This window comes from Yersinia intermedia (assembly GCF_900635455.1).
Classification (GTDB): Bacteria; Pseudomonadota; Gammaproteobacteria; order Enterobacterales; family Enterobacteriaceae; genus Yersinia; species Yersinia intermedia.
The window spans coordinates 694,789-719,524 of sequence record NZ_LR134116.1; the positions used below are offsets into that span (position 1 = coordinate 694,789).

Genomic DNA, 24,736 nt, shown 5'->3' on the forward strand with positions numbered 1-24,736 from the left:
AGGCTCACCCTACTGTTACTCTAAGGTACCAATCACATTCAGCGCCATATCATCAGGCACTTCGTTATAAGACAACACATTCAACCCATTGCAGAAGAGCCGTGCATAACGTGCAATTAATGGCCGCAATTGCGGCGTTACCAATAAAATAGGTTTGTGATTCTCTGCTTTCATCTGTTCCTTAATGATTGGCATATTCTGCTGCAACTGGGTCAGGATATTTGGGTCGACTGGGAAGTTATCCAATACTACTTTCCCCGCTTGCTGCGCCTGATTCAACGAGCCAAGCAGCATGTTCTCTAATTCGTTATTAATGGTATAAACCGCCAGGTTTTTGTCATCGCCATTGATACCATTGACGATCCCGGTACGTAATGCGTAACGCACATCAGAGGTGAGGAGCAGCGAGTCTTTGGTGATAGTGGCACTTTCTACTAAGGTGGTGGCGATGGTGACAATATCTTTCAGCGACACATTTTCAGTTAATAGCTGGCGATACACTTTCAGCAATTGGCTAAAATTCAATCCAGCAGCCAAATCCTCAGCCAAACGTGGTGACAATGACTCAAGCCGTTGGTGTAATTGGGTTATATCATCATAATTAAACAGTTCAGATAAATGGTCTCGTACCACTTTATTCACATGGGTTGCGACCACACTGGCACAATCCACCACCTGATAGCCGAAGTTTAGTGCCGTGGGTTTATCTTCTGGCGCTACCCATACCACGGCCAGGCCGTAAGTCGGATCGATTGCCAGTACCCCATCAACCTCGCCGTATTGTTCCGATGTTGGAATCGCCATCAGTCTATCAATATAAACATCACCACCGGCGACTTTGACACCATTAATATTGATGGTGTATTGGGACGGTTTTAAGCGGAAGTTTTCCCGTACTTTGACTTCCGGTAATAGAATTCCGCAGGTTTCAGAGATGATTTGCCGCACCCCACGCAGCCGCTGAATCAGCGGTCGGCCTTTTGATTCATCGACCAGTGTGACCAGCTTATAGCCCAAATTCAGGCCGATAGGCTCCACTATTGGAATATTTTCCCAGTTGAGGTTCAGGGCATTATCTTCAGAAATGGCGTGGTCGAGGATTGTAAGATCGGGCTCAGCATCCGCTTGCTGAATTTTTTTACTTTGCTGCCAAGCGGCGAACAGGAGTAATCCGGTGAAGCTGAGAAAGGCAAGATGGGGCATCCCCGGCACAATGGCGAGTATGAACATCACGAATGCCGCAGCATACAAGATGGTCGGTTTTGCCAACAACTGATCTTTAATTTCATCAGTCATGTCACCGCCATCACTTACCCGAGTGACAATAATTGCCGCCGCGGTTGCTAATAACAGGGACGGAATTTGTGCGACCAGACCGTCACCAATGGTTAACAATACATATTGTTGAAACGACTGGCTGGCACTGAGATCGTATTTAAAGATGCCGATACAGATACCGCCGATCACGTTGATCACCAGAATCATAATACCGGCGATGGCGTCACCGCGAACAAACTTGGATGCTCCATCCATCGCACCGTAGAAGTCAGCTTCACTGGCTACTTCTTTACGGCGCAAGCGCGCTTGCTCCTGATTGATTAACCCGGCATTAAGGTCGGCATCAATCGCCATCTGTTTACCCGGCAGTGCGTCCAACGTAAAGCGGGCCGATACTTCAGAAATTCGCTCGGCACCCTTGGTCACTACCACAAAGTTGATTGTTGGGGTGGTATCAGAAGAGGAGCGGCAAGAAATTGTGGCGCAACTGAATGGGCAAACCATCTTTTCGCAGCAATCTTTTATTTCAATTCCCTCTAAAAGTAAAAGTGGCGGCGGCAAGTTCTCTGACAGCATTGATGGCAAGGAGCAAGCAAAAGAGACTAAAAGTAATCTGGCAGTCGAAGTGCCGGAACCGGAGCAATCTCTGGAGGAGGTGGTGGATAAATCACGTAAAGAAATGGAAGAGTTATCACGCATCATTATGCAAATTACTTCCGCTTACGATGCGCAATCCAACTTGCAAATGGAAGTGGTGCCACAAGGGCTGCGTATTTTGATTCAGGATGATAAGCAGCGCGATATGTTCCAGCGCAGCAGCGCAGTACTAACGCCGTTCTTCAACCGTTTACTGGCTGAGTTGGCACCGGCATTTAATGAGATGGACAATAAAATCATTATTACCGGCCATACCGATGCTTCCCGCTACCGTGATCAGGTGTTGTACAACAACTGGAATCTGTCGGGTGAGCGAGCGTTGATGGCCCATAAAGCGTTGGTAAAAGGTGGGTTAAGTGAGGGGCGGGTATTGCAAATCAATGCGATGGCGGACCAGATGTTACTGGACCCTGCTGAACCCCTTGCGGCGAAAAACCGTCGTATTGAAATTATGGTCTTAACCAAAACCGCTTCAGACACCTTGTATCAATTCTTTGGCAACCACGGAGAGAATGTAGTGAAACCGGCAGCGAAGAAAGCCGGATAGTTATGTTCATCTTTTCACCGCCCAGTCTACCCTCGAACCTTCAGGACTGGGCGGTGCTTTTTAACACGATGGCTTAACTTAAGTTGCCATACCAGCACGCTGAGTTCGGGCGGCAAAACCTAGCGTGGTGTGATAGTGACGGTATTCCCATGGGTTGCAATGGTAACCCGCTGCCCCGGCTGGAATTGGGTAACCCCCTGAGCCTGAACCACCAGGAAGGTGGTGCCATTATCACGGCGCACTTCCAGTTCCACACCACTACTGCGATTCATCATACTCTGGACTTGTTGCCCCACAACGCCACCGGCAACCGCGCCTGCGGCGGTACCGAGACGGCGACCAGTACCACCGCCAATGGTATTACCCAAAAAACCACCTACAACAGCCCCACCTATAGCACCTGCAACGTTATTCCCATCTCCCCCCTGAATAGTGACCGGACGAACAGACACCAAGGTTCCATAAGTCACGGTTTGGGCCTGGCCGGCCTGAGAACTGCTAAAAGTATCGCCCGAAAGGGTATTGTTATTGGCGCAACCACTGAGAGTGGCAATGGCGAAGGTTACTGCAATGAGTGGTTTTATCATAATGCCCCTTCCTACTTGAAGTTGCAGCAGTGCTAGCTGCCTGGCTGCAACTCCAATGAGTTTGGGTCATCCCTTCCTGCTTGAAGTTGCTAGCTGATAACCGATTAAATATCGACCGGTAAAATAATCATAGCACGACTTATTTGCTGACTAATTGATTCATAGATAAAAAGTAGAGTTAACTCAAATTTTACAGGGTGGCGGATCCCCGATCAGAGAGCATGTTATCTCCTCTCTGACTGATGATTTGCCGACGAAAGTGAAATCATGGCAATTGAAACATACTTAACTCGGTATAAAGTGCAATTTATCACTCAATACACTGCTGGCGGGTTATATCTCTGGCAAGTATTTGCTATCACCGCCATCGCCGCGATCCATTTTTTAACATTAAGGTTTATCGTTAAAAATGGCAAAATTGGCCTTTAGCATTCTTGATCTGAATGTAATTGATAAGAATCCTATTCTCTGACGGATTTAACAATTCGAATTAGGAATAACGTTAAATTAATAACTGTTCACCTGGTATGATTTATATCCGTAGAACTGACGGGTTTCATTTTTTATAAAATGCTCAGAAAGAGGTTAACGGTTAACACTTTTTAGGTAGAAGAACGATCTGATGAAATGTTAAAAAAAGCAGTTTTAGTTAATAATTGATAGCAACATGGCGACCTAAAGATTGTTTTTCGTACAGATTTTTACCGTTGGTGGCGAACATCCTCAAGAGTCACGGCCTGCAAGGGTTTTGTGCTTTTTAACAGTATTTCTAAATGTGTTAATTCAACGTTTTCAATGACAAAATACAATCTGATTACCCATTAAATTCACTTAAAATCGGTAATTGCTGCGTTTCATCTTTAAGTTAGATAGAATTTTCATTTCCCTTTAAATAACTAAAGTAAGTAATATATAATTAAAGTTATTGCATTAATCCACTCTTTTGGGTTAATGATATTGAATGCCATCTGCATCTACCGCATATCTTCCTGACAGACTTTTTATTTTCTGGCAAATGAAATATTTTGCTGAAACGGTTTTAGTTCACAGATATTAATCCCTTCCTGACTCATTCAATTTCCATTGATAAAGATCAACTTTATTAAATTCTTAGAGTTACAAACTATTAACACTAGGCCGTACTTTTTATAGGGATATACCCATCATTAGTGTCGGGTATGTGAACAATATAATAATAATGACAGGGGAAAAAACATGCTTTCCCAGCATGGCGTTAACCGTCGTGATTTTATGAAGCTTTGTGCAGCGCTGGCTGCCACCATGGGTCTCAGCAGTAAGGCTGCCGCAGAAATTGCTAATACAGTCGGTTCACCACAACGGCCACCGGTCATCTGGATTGGTGCTCAGGAGTGCACTGGCTGTACTGAATCACTGTTGCGTTCAACTCATCCCACCCTTGAGAATTTGCTGCTCAGTGTTATCTCAATGGAGTATCACGAAGTGCTGTCGGCAGCATTTGGTGAGCAGGCGGAAGAGAATAAGCATCGCGCTATTGAACAGTACAAAGGGAAGTACGTACTGGTAGTGGATGGTTCTATCCCACTGAAAGATGGTGGGATTTACTGCATGGTGGCAGGCAAACCTATTGTCGAGCATATCCGCGAAGCGGCGGAGCATGCGGCAGCCATTATTGCTATCGGCTCCTGTTCTGCCTGGGGTGGCGTGCCAGCCACTGGCGGCAATCCGACCGGTGCGGTCAGCTTGCAAGCGGCGCTACCGGGGAAAACCGTCATTAATATTCCTGGCTGCCCGCCGAATCCGCATAACTTCCTGGCAACCGTCGCTCATATCATTACCTTTGGCCGCCCTCCCGCGTTGGATGCCAAGAACCGCCCAACCTTTGCCTATGGCCGCCTGATCCACGAAAACTGTGAGCGCCGCCCGCACTTTGATGCCGGTCGCTTTGCCCGCCAGTTTGGCGATGAAGGGCATCGTCAGGGCTGGTGCCTTTATCACCTTGGTTGCAAGGGGCCGGAAACCTACGGTAACTGCCCGACCCTGGAATTCTGCGATGTCGGCGGTGGCATCTGGCCGGTAGGAATTGGTCACCCGTGCTACGGCTGTAACGAAGAGGGGATTGGTTTTACCAAAAGCATTGCTCAATTAGCCAATGTCGAAAACCCAACACCACGCGCAGAAAAACCGCTGATACACAATGCAGAAGGCGGCAAAGTTTCCACCACTGCCACGGCGTTGCTGGGGGGAGTGGTGGGATTGGTCGCCGGTGTCAGCCTGATGACGGTGCGTGAACTGGGGCGGCAACAGAAACAGCGCCGTAAAGATGACGATCACTCATCGCGGGAGGAATAGCCGTGAACCGACGTCACTTTTTCAAATTAGCCTCAGGCGGTGTCTTGCTGGCGGGGCTGTCCCCCAGCAGTAAAGCTGAGGTACAAAATCGGCCACCGATCCCCGGCGCGCTTGGCATGTTGTACGACTCGACGCTATGCGTCGGTTGTCAGGCATGTGTCAGCAAGTGCCAACAGATTAATCACAGCGAGTTTGCCGCGCACGGTGAAACCTACGCCGGTGGTGATGCTATCTGGTCCAATAACGACAAACTCAGCCCCTATACCAACAACATTATTCAGGTGTGGACCAGTGGTGCGGGTATCCATAAAGATCAGTTGGAAGATGGCTACGCCTATATCAAAAAACAGTGCATGCACTGTGTTGATCCCAACTGTGTTTCCGTCTGCCCGGTCAGTGCACTGCGCAAAGATGCCAAAACTGGCATTGTCCACTATGACCCGAATATCTGTACCGGCTGTCGCTACTGCATGGTCGGCTGCCCGTTCAATGTGCCGAAATACGATTACGATAACCCCTTTGGCAAGATCCATAAATGTGAGTTGTGTAATCAGAAAGGGGTGGAGCGGCTCGATAAAGGCGGCTTACCCGGTTGTGTTGAGGTGTGTCCGACTGGTGCGGTGATATTTGGTACCCGTGAAGCGTTGCTGTCAGAAGCCAAACGGCGGCTGACGTTAACACCGGGTGAGAACTACCGTTTCCCGCGGCAGACACTCAGTGCCAACGACACCTACGAGCATCCGGTTGCTCATTATGATCCGCATGTCTACGGCGAAAAAGAGGGCGGTGGTACGCAAGTGTTGGTGCTGGCGGGCATTCCGACCGAGAAACTTGATTTGCCACCGTTGGCAGAATTGGCAACCGGTGCGCGTTCGGAGCATGTTCAGCACACCCTGTACAAAGGCATGATCCTGCCGCTGGCGGTACTGGCCGGTGTGACGGCGCTGGTGCATCGCAATACCCGCGATGAGCGCAAAGACAGTGATGCCGACACGCACGATAAAAAGGACGGTCCAGATGACGATGCATAAATCCAGTCCACTGGGTGGGCGGCTGGTCAGTTGGCCGGTCATGCTGTTAGCGCCTTTTGTGGTGTTATGCGCGCTGCTGATAGTTAAACGTTTGGTGCTTGGGCTGGGTTCAGTCAGTGATTTGAACGGCGGCTTCCCATGGGGGATCTGGATCGCCTTCGACTTACTGGTGGGTACCGGCCTGGCCTGCGGCGGCTGGGCGTTGGCCTGGGCGGTTTATGTCTTTAACCGGGGTGAATATCACCCGCTGGTGCGCCCGGCGCTGTTAGCCAGTTTATTTGGTTATGCGCTGGGGGGATTGTCGATCACCATTGATGTTGGTCGTTACTGGAACCTGCCTTATTTCTTTATTCCCGGCTACTTTAACGTCAATTCGGTGTTATTCGAAACCGCCGTCTGTATGACCATTTATATCGGTGTGATGGCGCTGGAATTTGCCCCCGCACTGTTTGAACGCCTCGGTTGGAAAGTTTCGCTCAAGCGGCTGAACAAAGTGATGTTTTTCGTCATCGCACTGGGTGCGCTGCTGCCGACTATGCATCAGTCCTCAATGGGTTCATTGATGATTGCCGCAGGTGCGAAGATCCATCCGTTGTGGCAAAGCTATGAAATGTTACCGCTATTTTCATTGCTCACCGCCGCCATTCTGGGCTTCTCTATCGTCATCTTTGAAGGCTCTTTGGTGCAGGCCGGATTGCGTGGGCGAGGTGCCAATGAAGCACCGCTGTTTACCCGGCTGACCACCATTATCGACCTATTCCTGCTGCTATTTGTCTTGCTGCGCTTGGGTGAAGTGGTAGTGCGGCACAAAATAGATTATCTACTGCATTTCGACCGCTACGCTATCGCCTTTTGGGCTGAAATCGTACTGATGACTTTGCCGCTCATCATCTTCCGTATCCGGCGGGCCAGAGAAGACAGCCGCTTACTGTTTATCGGCGCGCTGTGCATGATTGCGGGCGCGGCGCTATGGCGGCTCAACTACTCGCTACTGGCCTTTAACCCCGGCGGTGGCTACAACTACTTCCCAACCACCAGTGAAATCCTGATCTCAATTGGCTTCGTCGCCATTGAGGTCTGCGCCTACATTTTATTGATTCGGCTATTGCCGGTGCTGCCTGCTCACGGGCAATTACATAAGAATAATCAGACAGAGGTAAAGCATGAGCCAACGCATCACCATTGATCCCGTTACCCGCATTGAGGGACACCTGCGGATCGACTGCGAAATTGAGGACGGCAAGGTCATTAAAGCCTGGTCCTCCGGCACCATGTGGCGTGGCATGGAAGAGATTTTACAAGGCAATGATCCCCGCGATGCCTGGATGATTGTGCAGCGTATTTGCGGCGTATGTACCACCATCCACGCTATCGCCTCGGTACGCGCCGTGGAAAATGCGCTGGGGATGGAAGTCCCGGTCAATGCGCAACATATCCGCAATTTGATTCTGGCCGCGCACAGCATCCATGACCATATCGTGCACTTCTACCAACTGTCCGCCCTGGATTGGGTGGATGTCACCTCCGCGCTGCAAGCCTCGCCACAGAAGGCGGCCGCCATGTTGAGTGGCTTATCGAGCTGGCCACTGAACAGCGCGGAAGAGTTCAGCCGCGTACAACAGAAAATCAAAGATCTGGTGGCCAGCGGGCAGTTAGGCATTTTTGCCAACGGCTATTGGGGCCATCCGGCAATGGCGTTGCCACCAGAAGTGAACCTGATTGCGGTAGCGCACTATTTGCAAGCATTGGAATGCCAACGTGATGCCAACCGCATTGTGGCGGTATTGGGGGGCAAAACACCGCACATTCAGAATCTGGCGGTGGGGGGTGTTGCCAATCCAATCAATCTGGATATGCCAAGTGTGCTTAATCTGGAGCGCTTGATGTTGGTGAAATCCTTCATCGACCGACTGGGCAGTTTTATCGAGCAAGTTTATAAGGTGGACACGGCGGTGATCGCTGCCCACTATCCAGGCTGGCTCAATCTGGGCAAAGGGGCCGATTACTATCTCAGCGTGCCGGAGCTACCGACCGATCGCAAAGGGGAGACTTTCCTGCTGCCGGGTGGCTATCTGGATAAGGGCACCTTCCGGCCGATTGCCAATCATAACGATCCTTATCTGATCAAAGGTATTGCCGAGAGCGGCAAACATGCCTGGTATCAGGATGACGAACCGCTGGCACCGTGGGAGGGCAAAACCAACCCGAACTACACCGGCTGGCAGGAAGATGGCAAATACTCGTGGGTAAAAGCGCCGACTTTCTATGGCAAAACGGTAGAAGTTGGGCCGCTGGCATGGTTGATGTGCGGTCTGGCGGCTGACCACGCGCCGACTAAACAGCATTTCAGCGATATTGGCGCGGCCTATCAGAAATTGAGCGGGCAGGCTATCACGCAAGATCAATTGCCATCGACGCTGGGCCGCATCATTGGCCGCGCGGTGCATTGTTGCGTGCTGCATGAAACGCTGGCTCAGCAATGGACGGCGCTGGTGACCAATATCGGTACCGGCGACGTAGAAACCTTTATCAAACCGAATATTCCGTTAACTGGCGAAATTCGCGGTGTTGGCTTTGAAGAAGCGCCACGCGGCATGTTGTCGCACTGGGTGGTCATCAAAGACGGCAAAATCGCCAACTATCAGGCGGTGGTGCCCTCCACCTGGAACGCCGGCCCGCGTAACTACAATGACGAGCCTGGGCCATATGAACAAGCGCTGGTGGGCACGCCGGTTGCTGATCCGGCCAAACCGCTCGAAGTGGTGCGGACCATTCACTCATTCGACCCGTGTATGTCTTGTGCCGTACATATTGTTGATACAACGGGCAACGAAGTGACCAAAGTCAAGGTGCTGTGATGGGGATTTTGGTATTAGGTATAGGTAACTTATTACTCAGCGATGAAGCGGTGGGGGTACGTCTGGTTGAAGCATTGGAACAACGCTTTGAGATACCCCCAGGTGTTGAGGTGTTGGACGGCGGTACCGCAGGTTTAGAACTGATGGAAGCGATGGCAAACCGCGAACATTTGATTGTTGCTGATGCGGTATTCACCGGCCAGCCTCCGGGTAGCGTCGCGGTGCTGCATGATAAAGAGATACCGGCTATGTTCAGCCGTAAAGTCTCGCCCCACCAGTTGGGGCTATGCGATGTGTTGATGGCACTGCAACTGACCGGTGAATCCCCGCGCCAACTGACATTGGTGGGCGTGGTGCCAGAATCTCTGGCGCCGGGAATTGGCCTGACACCGACGGTGACACAGGCGATGGAGCCAGCATTGGAGCAGATTCTGGCCGCATTGCGTTTAAGCGGAATTACGCTCAACGCGCGGGAGCAAGACCATGTCTGACTTCCTTGATGACGCTGGCATTATCGGGCTGACGCAAAACCCGGCACCTTTGCTGGAGCAGGTTTTTAGCCAGATTGCCGCGGATGAGATGCGCGGCTTGCCATTCTACCGTGACCACATACCGCTACGCGCCTGTGGCTTTCAGTTATTTGAGCAGCAATGGGTGGGGGCGTTATTGACCCCGTGGATGCTGAGTTTAGTGGTATTACCGGGGCCGCAGCAAAGCTGGCCGCGCCGGGTGGTGGGTGAGCGCCTGATGCTGGCACTGCCATGTGGCACCATCAGTTTTACGCTCGGCGAAATAGCCGGCTGCGGCCAGTACCTGAGCCGCTCGTTGATGTCGCCATTGGACACCACGCTGCAAGCGGAACAGGCGCTGCTTCTGGCAGAACAGAGCGCTCGCATGGTGCTTTCACTGCCCATTAGCGATGCTGATGCACCGGTTAATCCACGGCGGCGGGCGTTGTTTAGTCAAATGACGAATCAGCATGCATGAAATCAGTTTATGCCTCAGTACGCTGGACCTGATTGAAACACAGGCCAGGCTTAACGGGGCCAAACGAATAACGGCGGTATGGCTGGAGATTGGTGCGCTCTCTTGTATTGAGGAGAGCGCATTGCGTTTTAGTTTTGACGCCGCCAGCCGTGAGACATTGGCCGCTAATTGCCAATTGCATATCAATTATTTACCCGCACAAGCCTGGTGTTGGGAGTGTAGCGCCAGTGTTCAGATTGAACGGCACGATGCCGGGTGCCCGCATTGTGGCAGCCATGCTCTGCAAGTGGAGAGTGGTGACAGTTTGCAGGTAAAACAGATAGAAGTGGAATAATCCTGAAGGAGTGAATTCCTATGTGCACGACTTGTGGTTGCGCCAGCGGCGAAACAAAGATCGAAGGCGACGACAGTCACCATCATGGTCACGACCATCATGATCATGGTCACGGCCACCATCACCACGATGATCACCACCACGATGATCACCATCATGACCACCCCAACGATGCCCAGCCGCAACAGACTCAGCATAAACATAAATATGTCGCCAAAGGCGCGCAGCCGGTTATTGTCCATCATCACTATTATTACCATCAGGGCGATGTTCATCATCACTACCACGGTAAAACGCCTGAACCGGTAGCGATACCACAGCCAGCGCAGCCGGAAGCTGAAGCCTTTGCGCCACAAGTGCATGCCGATCAACAAGGGCTGCATTACGGACAGGGCGAGGCAGGCAGCCACGCACCGGGCATGGGCCAGCGCCGCTTGCTGCAAATCGAGCAAGACGTGCTGAGCAAAAATAACCATTTAGCCCACCATAATCGTGAGCATTTTGTCGAACAACATATTCTGGCGCTGAATTTGGTTTCCAGCCCCGGTTCTGGCAAAACCACGTTGTTGACCTCAACCTTGCAACTGCTGGCTGGGCAAGTGCCTTGCGCGGTAATTGAAGGTGATCAGCAAACCACCCATGATGCCGAACGTATTCGCGCTACTGGCGTGCCAGCGATTCAGGTCAATACCGGTAAAGGCTGCCATCTGGATGCGCAAATGGTGCACGATGCAGCACACCGTTTAGCACTGGCTGATGATAGCCTGCTGTTTATTGAAAACGTCGGCAACTTGGTGTGTCCGGCCAGCTTTGATCTGGGCGAACGCCATAAAGTAGCGGTATTGTCAGTCACTGAAGGTGAAGATAAACCGCTGAAATACCCCCATATGTTTGCAGCTTCCACCCTGATGATTATCAATAAAATCGATCTGCTGCCCTATCTGGATTTTGATATTGAACAGTGCATTGCCTATGCCCGCCAGGTGAATCCTGATATTCAGGTGATTGCACTGTCTGCCAGTAGCGGCGAGGGGATGGATTTGTGGCTGGAATGGCTGGAGACACAGCGATGTGCATAGGCGTTCCCGGCAAAATTGTGGCGGTGGGTGAAGACATTCACCAACTGGCATGGGTGGAAGTGAGCGGAGTGAAGCGTGAAATCAATATCGCACTGATATGCGACGATACCCCGGCGGCATTGCTCGGTCAGTGGGTATTGGTGCATGTCGGGTTTGCCATGAGCTTGCTTGACGAAGAAGAGGCGCAACAGACACTGGCCGCGCTGGAACATATGCAGGCAGTTGGACTGGATTGGGATGCCACCGCGGTGAGCGAGGCACGCGATGCGTTACGTTGATGAGTTTCGTGATCCCGCATTAGTGAGCGCATTATTGCAGCGGATCGAACAGTTATTGCCGCAGATCGCGGATCAACAGCGCTTGCCACTGCAAATTATGGAAGTCTGCGGTGGGCACACTCATGCGATCTTCAAGTTCGGTCTGGATCAACTGCTGCCTGATGGGTTGGAGTTTGTCCATGGACCGGGCTGCCCAGTGTGTGTATTGCCGATGGGCCGCATTGATAGCTGTTTGGAAATTGCCGCGCACCCTGAGGTGATTTTTTGCACTTACGGTGATGCGATGCGTGTGCCGGGGCGCAATGGCTCGATGCTGGATGCTAAACGGCGCGGCGCGGATATTCGCGTGGTCTATTCACCGTTGGATGCACTGACGCTGGCACAGCATAATCCTGATCGCCAGGTGGTGTTTTTTGGCCTCGGTTTTGAAACCACCATGCCTGCCAGTGCCTTAACCCTGCAACAAGCCAAACGGCTTGGGTTGACCAATTTCACTGTGTTCTGCCAGCACATCACCATCATTCCTACCCTGCGTAGCTTGCTGCAACAACCGGATGTGCGCATCGACGCTTTTCTGGCTCCAGGTCATGTCAGTATGGTGATTGGCACCACGCCGTATGGCTTTATTTGCGACCAATTCCACAAGCCATTGGTGGTTACCGGTTTTGAGCCGCTGGATATCTTGCAGGGGCTGGTAATGCTGCTTGAACAGATGGTCAGCGGGCGTTGTGTGGTAGAGAACCAGTATCGGCGCATTGTGCCGGACAGCGGTAACTTACTGGCACAACAGGCACTGACAGAGGTTTTTGTTGCTAAAGCCAGCAGCGAATGGCGTGGCTTGGGTGAAATAGCGGATTCCGGCGTACAACTCAGCCCTGACTATATCGCTTTCGATGCCGAGTTACGTTTCAAACCGCAACAGCAGCAGGTGGCAGATTCTCCACGATCTCGCTGTGGGGATGTGCTGACTGGGCGTTGCAAGCCTGATCAATGCCCACTGTTTGGTGGTGAATGTACGCCAGACAATGCCTTTGGCGCACTGATGGTGTCATCCGAAGGGGCCTGCGCCGCTTATTATCAGTATCGATAACCCTTGGTACTTGAAGCTGCTGGGGGGAGCTGCATTCGCTTGCCGCACCTACCTGCAACTCCAATGACTTTGGGTTATTAATAAGGTCACAACTAAATGAATAAGAAAGAGATTACTCTGGCCCACGGCAGCGGTGGTCGGGCAATGCAGAGCTTGATCGAATCACTGTTTCTGGCGGAATTTTCCAATCCGGCGCTGAATGAACGGGAAGATCAAGCGCGTATCGCGCTGGCGGATCTAACTGTACAGGGCGATCGGCTGGCGGTATCCACCGACAGCTATGTTATTGATCCGATCTTTTTCCCCGGCGGCGATATTGGCAAGTTGGCCGTGTGCGGCACAGCAAATGATGTGGCAGTCAGTGGCGCAACACCACGCTACCTTTCCTGCGGTTTTATTCTGGAAGAAGGTTTGCCGATGGACGTTCTCACGCGCATTGTGCAATCAATGGCGGCTACCGCGCGGCAAGCAGGGATTCAGATAGTTACAGGTGATACCAAAGTCGTGCAGCGCGGCGCGGCGGATAAGATCTTTATCAATACCACTGGCATAGGAGTGATCCCCGCAGATATCCACTGGGGAACCGCGATGATCCGTGCTGGTGATCGGATCGTTGTCAGTGGCACTTTAGGTGATCATGGCGCGACCATTCTGAACCTGCGAGAAGGGTTGGGGCTGGAAGCAGAGCTGGTGAGCGATTGTGCACTATTGGCACCGTTGATCGCTCCGCTGCGATCTATTCCCGGAGTGCGGGCGTTACGTGATGCTACCCGTGGTGGCGTGACGGCGATCTTACATGAATTTGCGGCCGCCAGCGGTTGCGGCATGGAGATCAACGCGTCAGATCTCCCCCTGAAACAGGCAGTGCGGGGTATTTGCGAATTGCTGGGGTTGGATGCACTCAACTTTGCCAACGAAGGTAAGCTGGTGCTGGTGGTGTCACCAGAGGCACAAGAATCGGTATTAACCGCGCTCCATAACCATCCACTCGGCCAGGATGCCGCCGTTATCGGGCAGGTGACTGAGAATAAGCAAGTGCGCTTATGCGGTGCGTATGGTGTTTCGCGTAGATTGGATTTGCCTCTGGATGAGCCATTGCCGAGAATCTGCTGAGCCCATTCGTCCTTGAAGCCGCAGGGGTGTTAGCTGCGTTCGCTCACCCGAATCACTGACTGATGTCAGCTCATCGGGATTTGCTTACTTGCTGCCTACCTGCAACTCCAATGATTTTTGGGAACCCATTCGCACTTGAAGCCGCAGGGGTGTTAGCTGCGTTCGCTCACCCGAATCACTGACTGATGTCAGCTCATCGGGATTTGCTTACTTGCTGCCTACCTGCAACTCCAATGACTTTTGGGAACCCATTCGCACTTGAAGTGACAGGCGATTAACCAGTTGATAAGTGGGGAAATGTGCCGAATGGGTCGTAACGGCGTGAGCCGTCGAAGCGCCCATCGGTGCAGTCGCCCCGCAATCTCCGAGCTATAAAACAGGTTGCTGGCAGCCTTGTGAAGGAGTTTCTGTGGATAAAAATGGCCTCTGCCTGCGGGTAAAAGGCAAGGTGCAAGGCGTGGGGTTCCGCCCTTATATCTGGCAGCTTGCCCACCGCTTTGCGCTAAGGGGCGATGTCAGTAACGACAGCGCGGGCGTGACGGTTCACCTATGGCAAACCCCGGCGGTGGCGGATTTTTTACAAGCATTGCCACAAGATTGCCCGCCATTAGCGCAAATTGATAGTGTCACCACTTCACCCTACCATTGGGCGCAGCCGCCGCTGGATTTTGTGATTCATCACAGCGGTGCCGGGCAGATGGATACGCAAATTGTACCGGATGCTGCAACCTGCGACGCCTGTTTGGCTGAAATGAACCATCCTGCCAATCGCCGCTACCGCTACCCGTTTATCAACTGCACCCATTGTGGCCCGCGTTTTACTATTATCCACCGCATGCCCTATGACCGGCCATATACCGCCATGCGCGAATTCCCGCTATGTGCCGCCTGTCAGGCAGAATACGACCATCCGGCCGATCGCCGTTTTCACGCCCAACCCAATGCTTGTGCCGATTGTGGCCCGCAATTGTGGCTAACGGGGCGAGAGGGACAGCCGATTGCGCACAACTTCGCGGCGCTAGAGCAAGCCGCAGCCGCCCTGTTGGCAGGGGATATCGTTGCCGTCAAAGGATTGGGAGGATTCCATCTGGCGGTAGATGCCACTAATGCTGCCGCTGTGGCCCGTCTGCGGCAACGCAAACAGCGACCTTCCAAGCCGCTGGCGGTGATGTTACCGCACGCCGACTGGTTATCACGCTGTGTGCAAAGTAACGATAGCGCCGCGTTATTACGCGTGTTACGTAGCCCTGCGGCCCCGATTGTGTTGGTTTCGTCGCGGGCTGATAGCCCGCTGTGTGCGGCGCTGGCACCGGGCTTACCTGAAATTGGTGTGATGCTACCCGCCAATCCGTTACAACATTTGCTGCTGCAACAGGTCGGGCGGCCTCTGGTGATGACTTCCGGTAATGGCCGTGGTAAACCCCCAGCGTTGAGTAATGAGCAGGCGCTTGGTGCCCTGAGAGATATTGCTGACCACTGGTTATTGCATGATCGGCAAATTGTGCAGCGAGCCGATGACTCATTAGTGCGACTCACCGGCAGCGGTGCTGAAATGCTACGCCGGGCCAGAGGGTATGTGCCAGATGCTTTCGAGTTACCTCCGGGATTTAGCCAGCAGCCAGCAGTTCTGGCGCTGGGTGCGGATATGAAAAACACGTTTTGCCTGCTACGTGATGGTAATGCGGTGTTAAGTCAACATCTGGGGGATCTGGAAGACCGCGATATCGCACAGCAACAGCAGCAGTTAGTGGCGCTGTTTTGCGATATTTACCATTTCACACCACAGACAGTCGTGGTGGATGCTCATCCTGGCTACGTCAGCCACCAATTAGGGAAAACTCTGGCTGCACAGTGGAATATCCCTTGTGTTGACGTGCTACACCATCATGCACATCTGGTGGCTTGTCTGGCAGAGCATGGCTGGCCTCGCGAGGGTGGGGCAGTGATTGGTGTGGCACTGGATGGGCTGGGTTATGGCGCTGATGGTCAATTGTGGGGCGGTGAATGCCTGCGAGTGGATTATACGAGCTGTGAATACATTGGTGGCTTACCCGCGGTGGCACTACCCGGTGGCGATCTGGCCTCGCGTCAACCGTGGCGCAACCTGCTGGCTCAGTTACAGCGCTATGTCCCCAATTGGCAACATCTGCCTGAGAGTGCGGCGATTCCTCAGCCGGAGGGAAGGGTATTGGCGCGGGCGATTGAGCGGGGGATTAATGCGCCGTTGGCCTCCTCCACTGGGCGCTTATTTGATGCAGTAGCGGCGGCACTCAATCTTGCCCCGCTATCAATAAGCTGGGAGGGCGAAGCCGCCTGCCAGTTGGAAGCACTGGCGCGACAAAGTGCGGTTTCAGTTCCGCCGGTGACGATGCCACTGTGCGATAACCAACTGGACTTAGCCACTTTCTGGCAGCAATGGTTGGCTTATGATGCCACTCCGGCGGAGCGGGCCTACGCGTTCCACTTTGCTCTGGCACAGGGATTTGCTACTTTGGCGCGGCAGGCGGCCCAGTATTATCGTATTGATACTATTGTCTTTTCAGGTGGGGTGCTACATAACCGGTTACTGCGTGAGTTACTTAGCGCACAATTGCATGATTTCCAACTGTTGCTGCCCCAGCGCCTGCCTGCCGGTGATGGTGGCCTGGCTCTAGGGCAAGCACTGATTGCCGCTGCGTCAAAATGCCATAAGTGATGATTATGGCTAATGGTGTTTGATTACCGCTAATTGTGTTAATAATAAAGCTCGTTGACTCGGGGTGCCTGCCGCTAAATGCGTAATGGCTGAGATTTTACCCGTATTACCTGATCTGGATTATACCAGCGGAGGGAAGTCGCGGTATCGTTGTTGAGTCCATAAACAACGGTCCCCCTTCTTGTTCGCCGGTGGGGGATATCATGAATACTATTCGCTCTGACTTTTCAATCGCTCCTCTCCCGTTCCCTGATGCACTGGCGGCGGCCTGCTTGCAGCAATTCCAAACTACGCCACCATTAGTCCATTGCCTGACTAACGAGGTAGTACAGTCCTTCACTGCCAATGTGTTACTGGCATTGGGGGCTTTTCCTGCCATGGTGGTTGAAGCTGAAGAGGCCGCACAATTTAGTACCATAGCGAACAGTTTACTTATCAATATCGGCACGTTACACCACTCGCGGGCCGAATCCATGTTGGCGGCAATCCAGGCGGCAAATCAATCTGCCACTCCTTGGGTGCTGGACCCCGTCGCGGTCGGTGGGCTTACCTATCGCACTGATTTTGCTCATCAATTATTATCACTAAAACCGGCAGCGATACGGGGTAATGCCTCGGAGATCATGGCATTAAGTGGTCTGGCGACCATGGGGCGTGGCGTGGATAGTGTCGATTCCTCGGTAAGTGCACTGCCTGCTGCTCGCCAATTGGCGCTACAGGTGCAGACGGTGGTTGCGGTTACCGGTGAGGTGGATTATATCACCGACGGCCTGCGTGATTTTGCCGTGACCGGTGGCGATAAACTGATGACTCGGGTGGTGGGGACGGGGTGTGCACTTTCTGCCGTGGTTGCGGCATTTTGCGCACTGGAAGGTGACCGTTTACATCATGTGGCAACGGCTTGTCGAGTGATGTCACAGGTCGGCGGGCAGGTATCTCAGCAGGTAGCAGGCCCAGGTAGCTTTATCCCCGCCTTTCTGGATGGCCTTTATCAACTAAAAATAAGCGATCTGCTTTAGCCTCCCCACGGTCAATCGGTTAAAAAAGAGTGCTACCGTTCAGCCTCGTCGCCAGCGACTGAACGTGTTGCTAGTCGTAATGTGTATTACGGATAAGAACTGATAAATCATTCAGTTTCATTGGTTTACCCAGGAAATAACCCTGAACTTCATCACACTTCAGGGTTTGTAACTGCCTGAGCTGTTCAGTGGTTTCTACCCCCTCAGCGGTCACCGTCATGGACAGCGCATGGCCGAGGTTAATGATCCCTTCCACGATTGATTGGCCTTCATGTGACTCGGCCAATTCATCGATAAAGCTCTTATCAATTTTCAATCCATCGAACGGGAAGCGGCGCAGATAATTAAGTGAAGAATAGCCGGTACCAAAGTCATCCATCGATAAGCGTACACCCAGAGTTTTTAATGCTGTCATCGTTTTATATGCACCATCAGCATCTTCAATCATTATCCGCTCGGTGATTTCCAACTCCAGTCGATGGCTCGGTAGCCCGGTGAGTCGCAGGACTTGTCGCACTCGTTCGATCAGGCGCTGGTTCCTGAATTCAACCGCAGAAATATTGACGGAAACGATCAGTGATGAGGGCCATGTCGATGCATCCTGACATGCTTGTAACATGGTCCAGTCGCTAATGGCGGTGATAAGCCCCGTCTCTTCGGCTAGCGCAATAAATTGATCCGGCATCAGCAGCCCCAGAATCGGGTGGTTCCAGCGCACCAAGGCTTCAGCACCTGTCAGTTGGGTTCCCTCAATACGGTAGCGTGGCTGGTAATAAAGGTTAAATTCGTTGTGCTTAACGGCCTGACGTAAAAAACGCTCTAGTTCACTGCGTTGCATCAGGCGCTCATTCATTTCACTGGAGTAGAAGCTCCAACGGTTACGGCCACTGTTTTTAGCTTCATACATGGCAATATCTGCAAATCGTAATAGTTCTTCGGCTTGCATTGAGTCTTGAGGTGCCAGTGCAATACCAATGCTGGCACCGATATAAATATCCTGATCATTTATCACGTAGGGACTTTCGATTCGGGCGATAACGCGTGCACAAAGCTGTTCAATTTCTTTGCGTGACGAAAGGCCGGTGATGATCAAAATGAACTCATCTCCTCCCTGGCGCGCCACCAGATCATTATCACGTAAACAGCTTCTCAGGCGCTCAGATACCTGGTGCAGCACCAGATCCCCGGTAACGTGACCAAATGTGTCATTAACCGGCTTAAATTTATCCAGATCAACATTGATGATCACCAGTGGGTGCTGTGCGGCAGCTAAATGGCGTAACTTATTTTCCAGAAACTCTTTCATCCGCAGACGGTTGGGTAAACCGGTTAAAGCATCATGCAGAGAGAGGTGTTGGATCCGTTCTTGCGCTTCTATTTCACGGGTGATATCCGATGCGGTGCCACGGAACCCAATGGTTTCGTTGTTTTTGATAATAGGTTTGGCATAAATACGGCAAATGCGTTTATCGCCTTTGGCGGATAAATAGGTGCATTGCAGTTCATTACGCGATTCTGTCAGGTGAGTGTGTTGTAACCAAGGGCGCAGCGGAATAATGTCACAATTTAACAGTGAATCAAGATTGTGCCCCAGCCAGTGTTCCACACTTAACCCAGTAATAGTCAAAAACCGTTGCGACAGATAGGTGATGCGTAAATCGGCATCGGTTTCCCATAACCAGTCGGTAGCCGCTTCTGCTACATGGCGAAAACGCTCTTCGCTGGCGATTAATGCAGATTTGTTTTCATCCGCGATCCGCGCCTCTGACATCGCCCGCCGCAATACTAACCAACCGGCCAGTCCAAGGATCAACGCCACCAGCGTCAGGAGTGGGAGTAATATGTTGAGCAGTTGTGCGCCTGGCATATTCTGATCCCAGTGCAGCGTCAATGCGCTGTTATCACTGGCAGATAATAGGACTGATGGGCCGGATGCCGCATCTTTTTTATCTTGCGGCGTTCGGAGTTGATGAATACCGTAATCTTCGCCCAAGGTATTCAGCTCTGTTTGTGTCAGTAAATCGATAAACACCAGAACGGAAGGTACTCCAGCCACTGATTTAACGCGCGGATCACCACCAGTAGTTAATGCCGCCGCCGCAACAATGCCCGGTTGCCCGGCAATGTCGATGGTTTCAGTTGCAATATATTGTTTGTCTGCTCGCGCTCGGGCTGCGTCAATCAACGGGATTATATCTTTGTTGAGCCAATCGGGTAGGCTAATATTCTTTAGTTGCCCATTGATAACCGAATACCGGGTCTTTCCTTGCCCATCAACGACAAACACTCCCTCATAATTAAAGTCGTTATACAGTGATGGCCCCAGATTTTGGCTGACAAAAGCCCAGTCAGGATCGACTGTTACATGCAAATGTTCATAAGCATCACCCCAGAAAGCATTGTCTTTTATTCTGGTTTTTATTGAGTCTTGGCGCATTTTCCACGCTTTTTCCACCAGAAAACGGCTTTGAGATATCGCTTGTTCATTTAATTGCGAAGCGATGTAGAAAATGCCAACAGCAGCAATAATGATAGTTGCCCCAACCAGCAAGGCCATAGCCTGTAAAGTCTGTTTTGCAAAGAAAACATTATCTCCTTTTGCCCGTGATACTGATTCTGACTGGCTGGAGTCTGTCATAGTGAGTTCCCTTGGCACTTACAACGTTTGGGCTGATCCCGAGTAGGATAAAAGATCCATTTAATTAGCAGAAAGCGAAAACTCAGAGGCAATATAAACTAACATAAATATAATCTTAGTCTCTTATCATTATATAGTCTGTTCGCCCTCATTCTGGCGTCAGCAACCCAGCAGGCGATGAGTCAAAGTGAAAACCCGCCGCTGGCGGTTTTTTTGTATTATGGCTCAGGTTTTGCGGTAACTCAGGTGCTTTTGCCGTTATTGCGGGGCGGTATTATTAACTTAATCCCCGTAACGTGGGTTCTCCGCAGCGCAATGAAACACGGCGCTCTAACGATGCTGCATCTTCGTGCATTTGCCTCTAAAAAGTGCGAGAAAAGCGCATATACAGTGCTATCTCCCGTTATATCTCCTTTTCCCATTACTCAAAGTGCGTGTATTTCCGTGGTTCAGCGGCTATCTATCATTTGGTACAAACATTGCTTTACCCCTAGACCGCACTATTACCATTACATTTCTTTGATAGGGATAAGGTATGTCACAGGCGAAACAAGCACCGGAATTAAAACGTACATTGGGTAGTTTTCAATTATGGGGTATTGCCGTCGGGTTGGTGATTTCCGGCGAATATTTTGGTTGGAGCTATGGGTGGGCACAAGCAGGGACTTTAGGGTTTTTGTTTACCGCTCTGGGTGTGGCTGCGATGTATACGGCATTTATTTTTAGTTTTACCGAATTAACCACCTCTATTCCTCATGCCGGAGGGCCATTTGCTTACGCTCACCGCGCTTTTGGCCCAACGGGGGGTTTTATTGCCGGCCTTGCGACCTTGATTGAGTTTGTGTTTGCCCCGCCCGCTATTGCTATGGCGATTGGTGCTTATATTAATGTTCAATTCCCCGCGGTTGACCCTAAGTGGGTAGCGGTTGGTGCCTATCTGATATTTATGTCATTGAATATTCTGGGTGTCAGTATTGCTGCAACCTTTGAACTGTTGGTCACGATATTGGCCATTTTTGAGTTGCTGGTATTTATGGGCGTGGTTGCGCCGGGCTTTGAAATCAGTAACTTTGTCAGAGGCGGTTGGGCTGGTACGGATACCTTCAGTATCGGGTCTTTATCGGGGATTTTTGCCGCTATTCCCTTTGCTATCTGGTTCTTTTTGGCGATTGAGGGGGCTTCTATGGCCGCAGAAGAAGCCAAAGAGCCGCAACGCACCATTCCGCGCGCCTTCATTGGTGGTATTTTGACCTTAGTGGCGCTGGCATTAGGTGTGATGGTATTTGCTGGTGGGGTGGGTGACTGGACTCAGTTATCTAATATTAATGATCCGCTACCACAGGCAATGAAAATTATCGTTGGCAGCGATAGCGGTTGGTTACACATGTTGGTATGGCTTGGGCTATTTGGTCTGATAGCCTCGTTCCATGGCATCATTATGGGCTATTCCCGTCAGATTTTTGCCTTGGCCCGTGCTGGTTATTTACCTAAGCCACTGGCTAAAGTAAACCGCCGTTTCCGTACTCCACACCTGGCTATTCTGGCCGGTGGTGTTGTCGGGATTGGTGCTATTTTCTCTGACTCGTTGATTATTATTGGCGGCATGCCACTGACGGCAAATATTGTCACTATGTCAGTGTTTGGTGCCATCGTGATGTATATCATCTCAATGTTGTCATTATTCAAACTGCGACAGACAGAGCCACGCCTGACTCGGCCATTCTCCGCGCCGTTCTATCCCTTTGCGCCAGCACTGGCATTAGTTTTGGCGGTTGTTTGTCTGGTGGCGATGATTTATTACAATCCGCTGCTGGCTTTGATATTCGCTGGCATGATGTTGGTTGGTTATATTTATTTTCGTTTGACCCACCGTTCACGTGCTGCTGCTGCATTTGATCCACAACTCAGTGCTGCTGAGTGATCCATTCTTACTCTCTATGTCATCATTGTTCAGGCTGCTTTTGCAGCCTGTGCGGCTAAAGGACGCGGTATGTACCAGACAACACTGAGCCATCGCAGTTACCACTTTGGCGATTTACGGGATTTAATGGCTAAAGCTTCACCGGCACGTTCGGGCGATTATCTGGCGGGCGTTGCGGCAGAAAGTGCTGAAGAACGTATGGCTGCCCGTATGACGCTGGCAGATTTACCGCTAAAAACATTTTTACAGCAAATGCTGATTCCTTATGAGCAGGATGAAGTCACACGGTTGATTATTGACAGCCATGACCCGCAGGCTTTTGCGCCAATAGCGCATCTGACCGTCGGTGATTTTCGTGATTGGTTACTCAGTGAACAAGCCGACAGCGCGACGTTAGCGCAAGTCAGTGCTGGTATCACCCCAGAAATGGCTGCCGCCGTCAGTAAAATAATGCGTAATCAGGATTTGATTCTGGTGGCGAAGAAATGCCGTGTGATTACCCGATTCCGTAACACAATTGGCCTTGCTGGCCACTTAAGTGTGCGGCTACAACCCAATCATCCCACGGACAGTTTGCAGGGGATCGCCGCCAGCATGCTTGATGGCCTGCTGTATGGCAGCGGTGATGCTGTGATTGGCATCAATCCCGCCAGTGACAGTTTACCCTTGTTAGAAAAACTTAATTATATGTTGGATGATGTGATAAGCCGCTTTGAGATCCCCACACAATCCTGCGTATTAACGCATGTTACTAACACGATTAAGTTGATTGAACGCGGAGCGCCGGTTGATTTGGTGTTCCAGTCTATTGCGGGCAGTGAAGCGGCAAATGCCGGTTTTGGTATCAATCTGGCATTGTTGGAAGAAGCACATTGTGCGGCATTGAGCCTCAAGCGAGGCACTGTCGGTGACAATGTGATGTATTTCGAAACCGGGCAGGGCAGTTGTCTCTCCGGTAATGCCCATTTCGGGGTTGATCAACAAACTTGCGAGGCGCGCGCTTATGCAATTGCTCGCCGCTTCTCACCGTTACTGACTAATACTGTCGTCGGGTTTATCGGGCCAGAATATCTTTATGATGGTAAACAGATTATCCGTGCCGGTTTGGAAGACCATTTCTGTGGCAAGTTACTGGGTGTCCCACTCGGTTGTGATGTCTGCTACACCAACCATGCTGAGGCGGATCAGGATGATATGGATACCTTGCTGACCTTACTGGGGACGGCTGGGCTGACCTTTATGATGGGGATACCGGGAGCTGATGACATCATGCTTAATTATCAAAGCACGTCGTTTCATGATGCGTTGTATATCCGGCAATTGCTCGGTCTGAAACATGCACCAGAGTTTGGTCTGTGGCTAGAAAAAATGAATATTATGGATGCTCAGGGGCGCTTGCGTGATACCGCGGCCAATCATCCGTTATTAGCGCAGTTGCCACATATGGGAGCATTCTGATGAGCGGAAATGAGATAATAACCGGAGTGTTACATCGCAATTCGTGGGCGGTTTTGCGCCAGTTCACGGCGGCGCGTATTGCTCTTGGCCGTACAGGAGCAAGTTTGCCTACTGAAGAGCTGTTGAAATTTGGTTTGGCACATGCGCAGGCACGGGATGCCGTGCATCAACCTTTTATCAGCGAGGATCTTGCTAATCAACTGGCAGATTCAGGATTACAGACACTTATCGTCAACAGTGCTGCGCCGGATCGTGCAACTTATCTGCGCCGCCCGGATCTTGGCCGAAAATTATCGTCGCAAAGCCGTGAACAGTTGTGTGCATGGCCTGATAAGCAAGCCGATATCCTGTTAGTTATTGGTGACGGTCTGTCATCGAAAGCGGTACACCGGCAGGCAATTCCTTTGGTGATGGCCTTACGACCTTATTTGCAAACGCTTGGCTTATCATTGGCACCGATAGTATTGGCTCATCAATCACGGGTAGCATTAGGGGATGATGCAGGTGAATGTTTACAAGCCAAAGCCGTTGTTATGCTGATTGGTGAAAGGCCGGGGCTTTCTTCCCCTGATAGTTTGGGTATTTATATGACTTGGGGGCCGAACACGCGGCGGTTGGAGTCTGAGCGCAATTGTATTTCTAATATCCGGCCAGAAGGGTTGGATTATCCACAGGCTGCTTTTAAGCTGGCTTGGTTGTTGGAGCAATCTTTCCAACGGCGCTTATCAGGGGTGCAGCTTAAGGATGAGAGCGATAATCCGGCATTGCACGTGCGTGTAACACCCACTGATCTTACTGGTAATCATGTAAGGATTTTAAGCTAGTTATTTTTGTT

Annotated in this window: 18 protein-coding genes, 2 pseudogenes and 1 riboswitch; of the genes and pseudogenes, 17 read left to right on the plus strand and 3 right to left on the minus strand. The window is 51.3% G+C overall.

Going from position 1 to position 24,736, the window contains the following annotated elements; translation table 11 throughout:
• Window positions 1-15 precede the first annotated feature (15 nt).
• Window positions 16-1,719: pseudogene (locus EL015_RS03180) on the minus strand (flagellar biosynthesis protein FlhA); the annotation flags it as partial.
• Between EL015_RS03180 and lafU the strand changes: the two are divergent.
• Entirely contained in the window at window positions 1,697-2,482 is a 786-nt protein-coding gene (gene lafU / locus EL015_RS03185; RefSeq protein ID WP_032906924.1) for a putative lateral flagellar export/assembly protein LafU, read from the plus strand. The pseudogene EL015_RS03180 and the gene lafU sit on opposite strands and share 23 nt — an antisense overlap.
• Window positions 2,483-2,601: 119 nt before the next feature.
• Here the strand turns inward: lafU and EL015_RS03190 are convergent, their stop codons facing one another.
• Window positions 2,602-3,069 carry an outer membrane lipoprotein gene (locus tag EL015_RS03190; protein WP_005188115.1) on the minus strand — a complete coding sequence of 156 codons (468 nt, stop codon included), beginning with the start codon at window positions 3,067-3,069 and terminating at the stop codon, window positions 2,602-2,604.
• Window positions 3,070-4,267: 1,198 nt separating this feature from the next.
• Between EL015_RS03190 and hybO the strand changes: the two are divergent.
• The 13 genes and pseudogenes from hybO (at window position 4,268) to thiM (ending at window position 17,884) form a co-directional block, all read left to right on the plus strand.
• A pseudogene (hybO, locus tag EL015_RS03195) lies at window positions 4,268-5,400 on the plus strand (hydrogenase 2 small subunit).
• Window positions 5,401-5,402: 2 nt separating this feature from the next.
• Complete coding sequence (hybA, locus tag EL015_RS03200) at window positions 5,403-6,431, plus strand: hydrogenase 2 operon protein HybA (protein ID WP_005188110.1); 1,029 nt, start codon at window positions 5,403-5,405, stop codon at window positions 6,429-6,431.
• Entirely contained in the window at window positions 6,418-7,617 is a 1,200-nt protein-coding gene (gene hybB / locus EL015_RS03205) for a Ni/Fe-hydrogenase cytochrome b subunit (RefSeq protein ID WP_032906923.1), read from the plus strand. The genes hybA and hybB overlap by 14 nt, the downstream gene beginning before the upstream one ends.
• Window positions 7,595-9,289 (plus strand): hydrogenase 2 large subunit, encoded by a 1,695-nt coding sequence (gene hybC, locus EL015_RS03210; RefSeq protein ID WP_032906922.1) that lies wholly within the window; start codon window positions 7,595-7,597, stop codon window positions 9,287-9,289. Before hybB ends, hybC begins: the two co-directional genes overlap by 23 nt.
• A complete protein-coding gene (locus EL015_RS03215) occupies window positions 9,289-9,780 on the plus strand; it encodes a HyaD/HybD family hydrogenase maturation endopeptidase (protein ID WP_032906919.1) in 492 nt (163 codons plus the stop codon). Before hybC ends, EL015_RS03215 begins: the two co-directional genes overlap by 1 nt.
• The gene (gene hybE / locus EL015_RS03220) at window positions 9,773-10,276 is read left to right on the plus strand and encodes a hydrogenase-2 assembly chaperone (protein WP_032906918.1); all 504 of its coding nucleotides are present in this window, start codon (window positions 9,773-9,775) and stop codon (window positions 10,274-10,276) included. Before EL015_RS03215 ends, hybE begins: the two co-directional genes overlap by 8 nt.
• Window positions 10,269-10,610, plus strand: a complete 342-nt coding sequence (gene hypA, locus EL015_RS03225) for a hydrogenase maturation nickel metallochaperone HypA (protein WP_032906916.1) — start codon at window positions 10,269-10,271, stop codon at window positions 10,608-10,610. Before hybE ends, hypA begins: the two co-directional genes overlap by 8 nt.
• Before the next feature lie 20 nt (window positions 10,611-10,630).
• On the plus strand, window positions 10,631-11,689 hold the full coding sequence (hypB, locus tag EL015_RS03230) for a hydrogenase nickel incorporation protein HypB (protein WP_005188085.1): 1,059 nt from the start codon (window positions 10,631-10,633) through the stop codon (window positions 11,687-11,689).
• Window positions 11,680-11,967: a hydrogenase maturation factor HybG gene (gene hybG, locus EL015_RS03235; protein ID WP_032906914.1), complete on the plus strand. Its 288-nt coding sequence runs from the start codon at window positions 11,680-11,682 to the stop codon at window positions 11,965-11,967. Before hypB ends, hybG begins: the two co-directional genes overlap by 10 nt.
• Entirely contained in the window at window positions 11,954-13,057 is a 1,104-nt protein-coding gene (gene hypD / locus EL015_RS03240; RefSeq protein ID WP_032906912.1) for a hydrogenase formation protein HypD, read from the plus strand. Before hybG ends, hypD begins: the two co-directional genes overlap by 14 nt.
• 96 nt (window positions 13,058-13,153) lie before the next feature.
• A complete protein-coding gene (gene hypE / locus EL015_RS03245; protein WP_005188077.1) occupies window positions 13,154-14,170 on the plus strand; it encodes a hydrogenase expression/formation protein HypE in 1,017 nt (338 codons plus the stop codon).
• 409 nt (window positions 14,171-14,579) lie between these two features.
• Window positions 14,580-16,865, plus strand: a complete 2,286-nt coding sequence (hypF, locus tag EL015_RS03255) for a carbamoyltransferase HypF (protein ID WP_005191751.1) — start codon at window positions 14,580-14,582, stop codon at window positions 16,863-16,865.
• A 50-nt stretch (window positions 16,866-16,915) separates the two neighbouring features.
• A riboswitch (TPP riboswitch) is annotated at window positions 16,916-17,019 on the plus strand.
• A gap of 49 nt (window positions 17,020-17,068) precedes the next feature.
• Entirely contained in the window at window positions 17,069-17,884 is an 816-nt protein-coding gene (thiM, locus tag EL015_RS03260; protein WP_050088476.1) for a hydroxyethylthiazole kinase, read from the plus strand.
• A gap of 70 nt (window positions 17,885-17,954) precedes the next feature.
• Here the strand turns inward: thiM and EL015_RS03265 are convergent, their stop codons facing one another.
• Window positions 17,955-20,522, minus strand: a complete 2,568-nt coding sequence (locus EL015_RS03265) for a bifunctional diguanylate cyclase/phosphodiesterase (RefSeq protein WP_005191744.1) — start codon at window positions 20,520-20,522, stop codon at window positions 17,955-17,957.
• 535 nt (window positions 20,523-21,057) lie between these two features.
• On the opposite strand from EL015_RS03265, the gene eat reads away from it, so the two are divergent.
• The 3 genes from eat to eutC all read left to right on the plus strand — a co-directional run bounded on the left by eat (window position 21,058) and on the right by eutC (window position 24,725).
• Window positions 21,058-22,443, plus strand: coding sequence for an ethanolamine permease (gene eat / locus EL015_RS03270; protein WP_005191740.1), 1,386 nt, complete (start codon window positions 21,058-21,060; stop codon window positions 22,441-22,443).
• 69 nt (window positions 22,444-22,512) lie between these two features.
• Window positions 22,513-23,901 carry an ethanolamine ammonia-lyase subunit EutB gene (locus EL015_RS03275; RefSeq protein ID WP_005191737.1) on the plus strand — a complete coding sequence of 463 codons (1,389 nt, stop codon included), beginning with the start codon at window positions 22,513-22,515 and terminating at the stop codon, window positions 23,899-23,901.
• The gene (gene eutC, locus EL015_RS03280) at window positions 23,901-24,725 is read left to right on the plus strand and encodes an ethanolamine ammonia-lyase subunit EutC (RefSeq protein WP_032907757.1); all 825 of its coding nucleotides are present in this window, start codon (window positions 23,901-23,903) and stop codon (window positions 24,723-24,725) included. Before EL015_RS03275 ends, eutC begins: the two co-directional genes overlap by 1 nt.
• Window positions 24,726-24,736 lie beyond the last annotated feature (11 nt).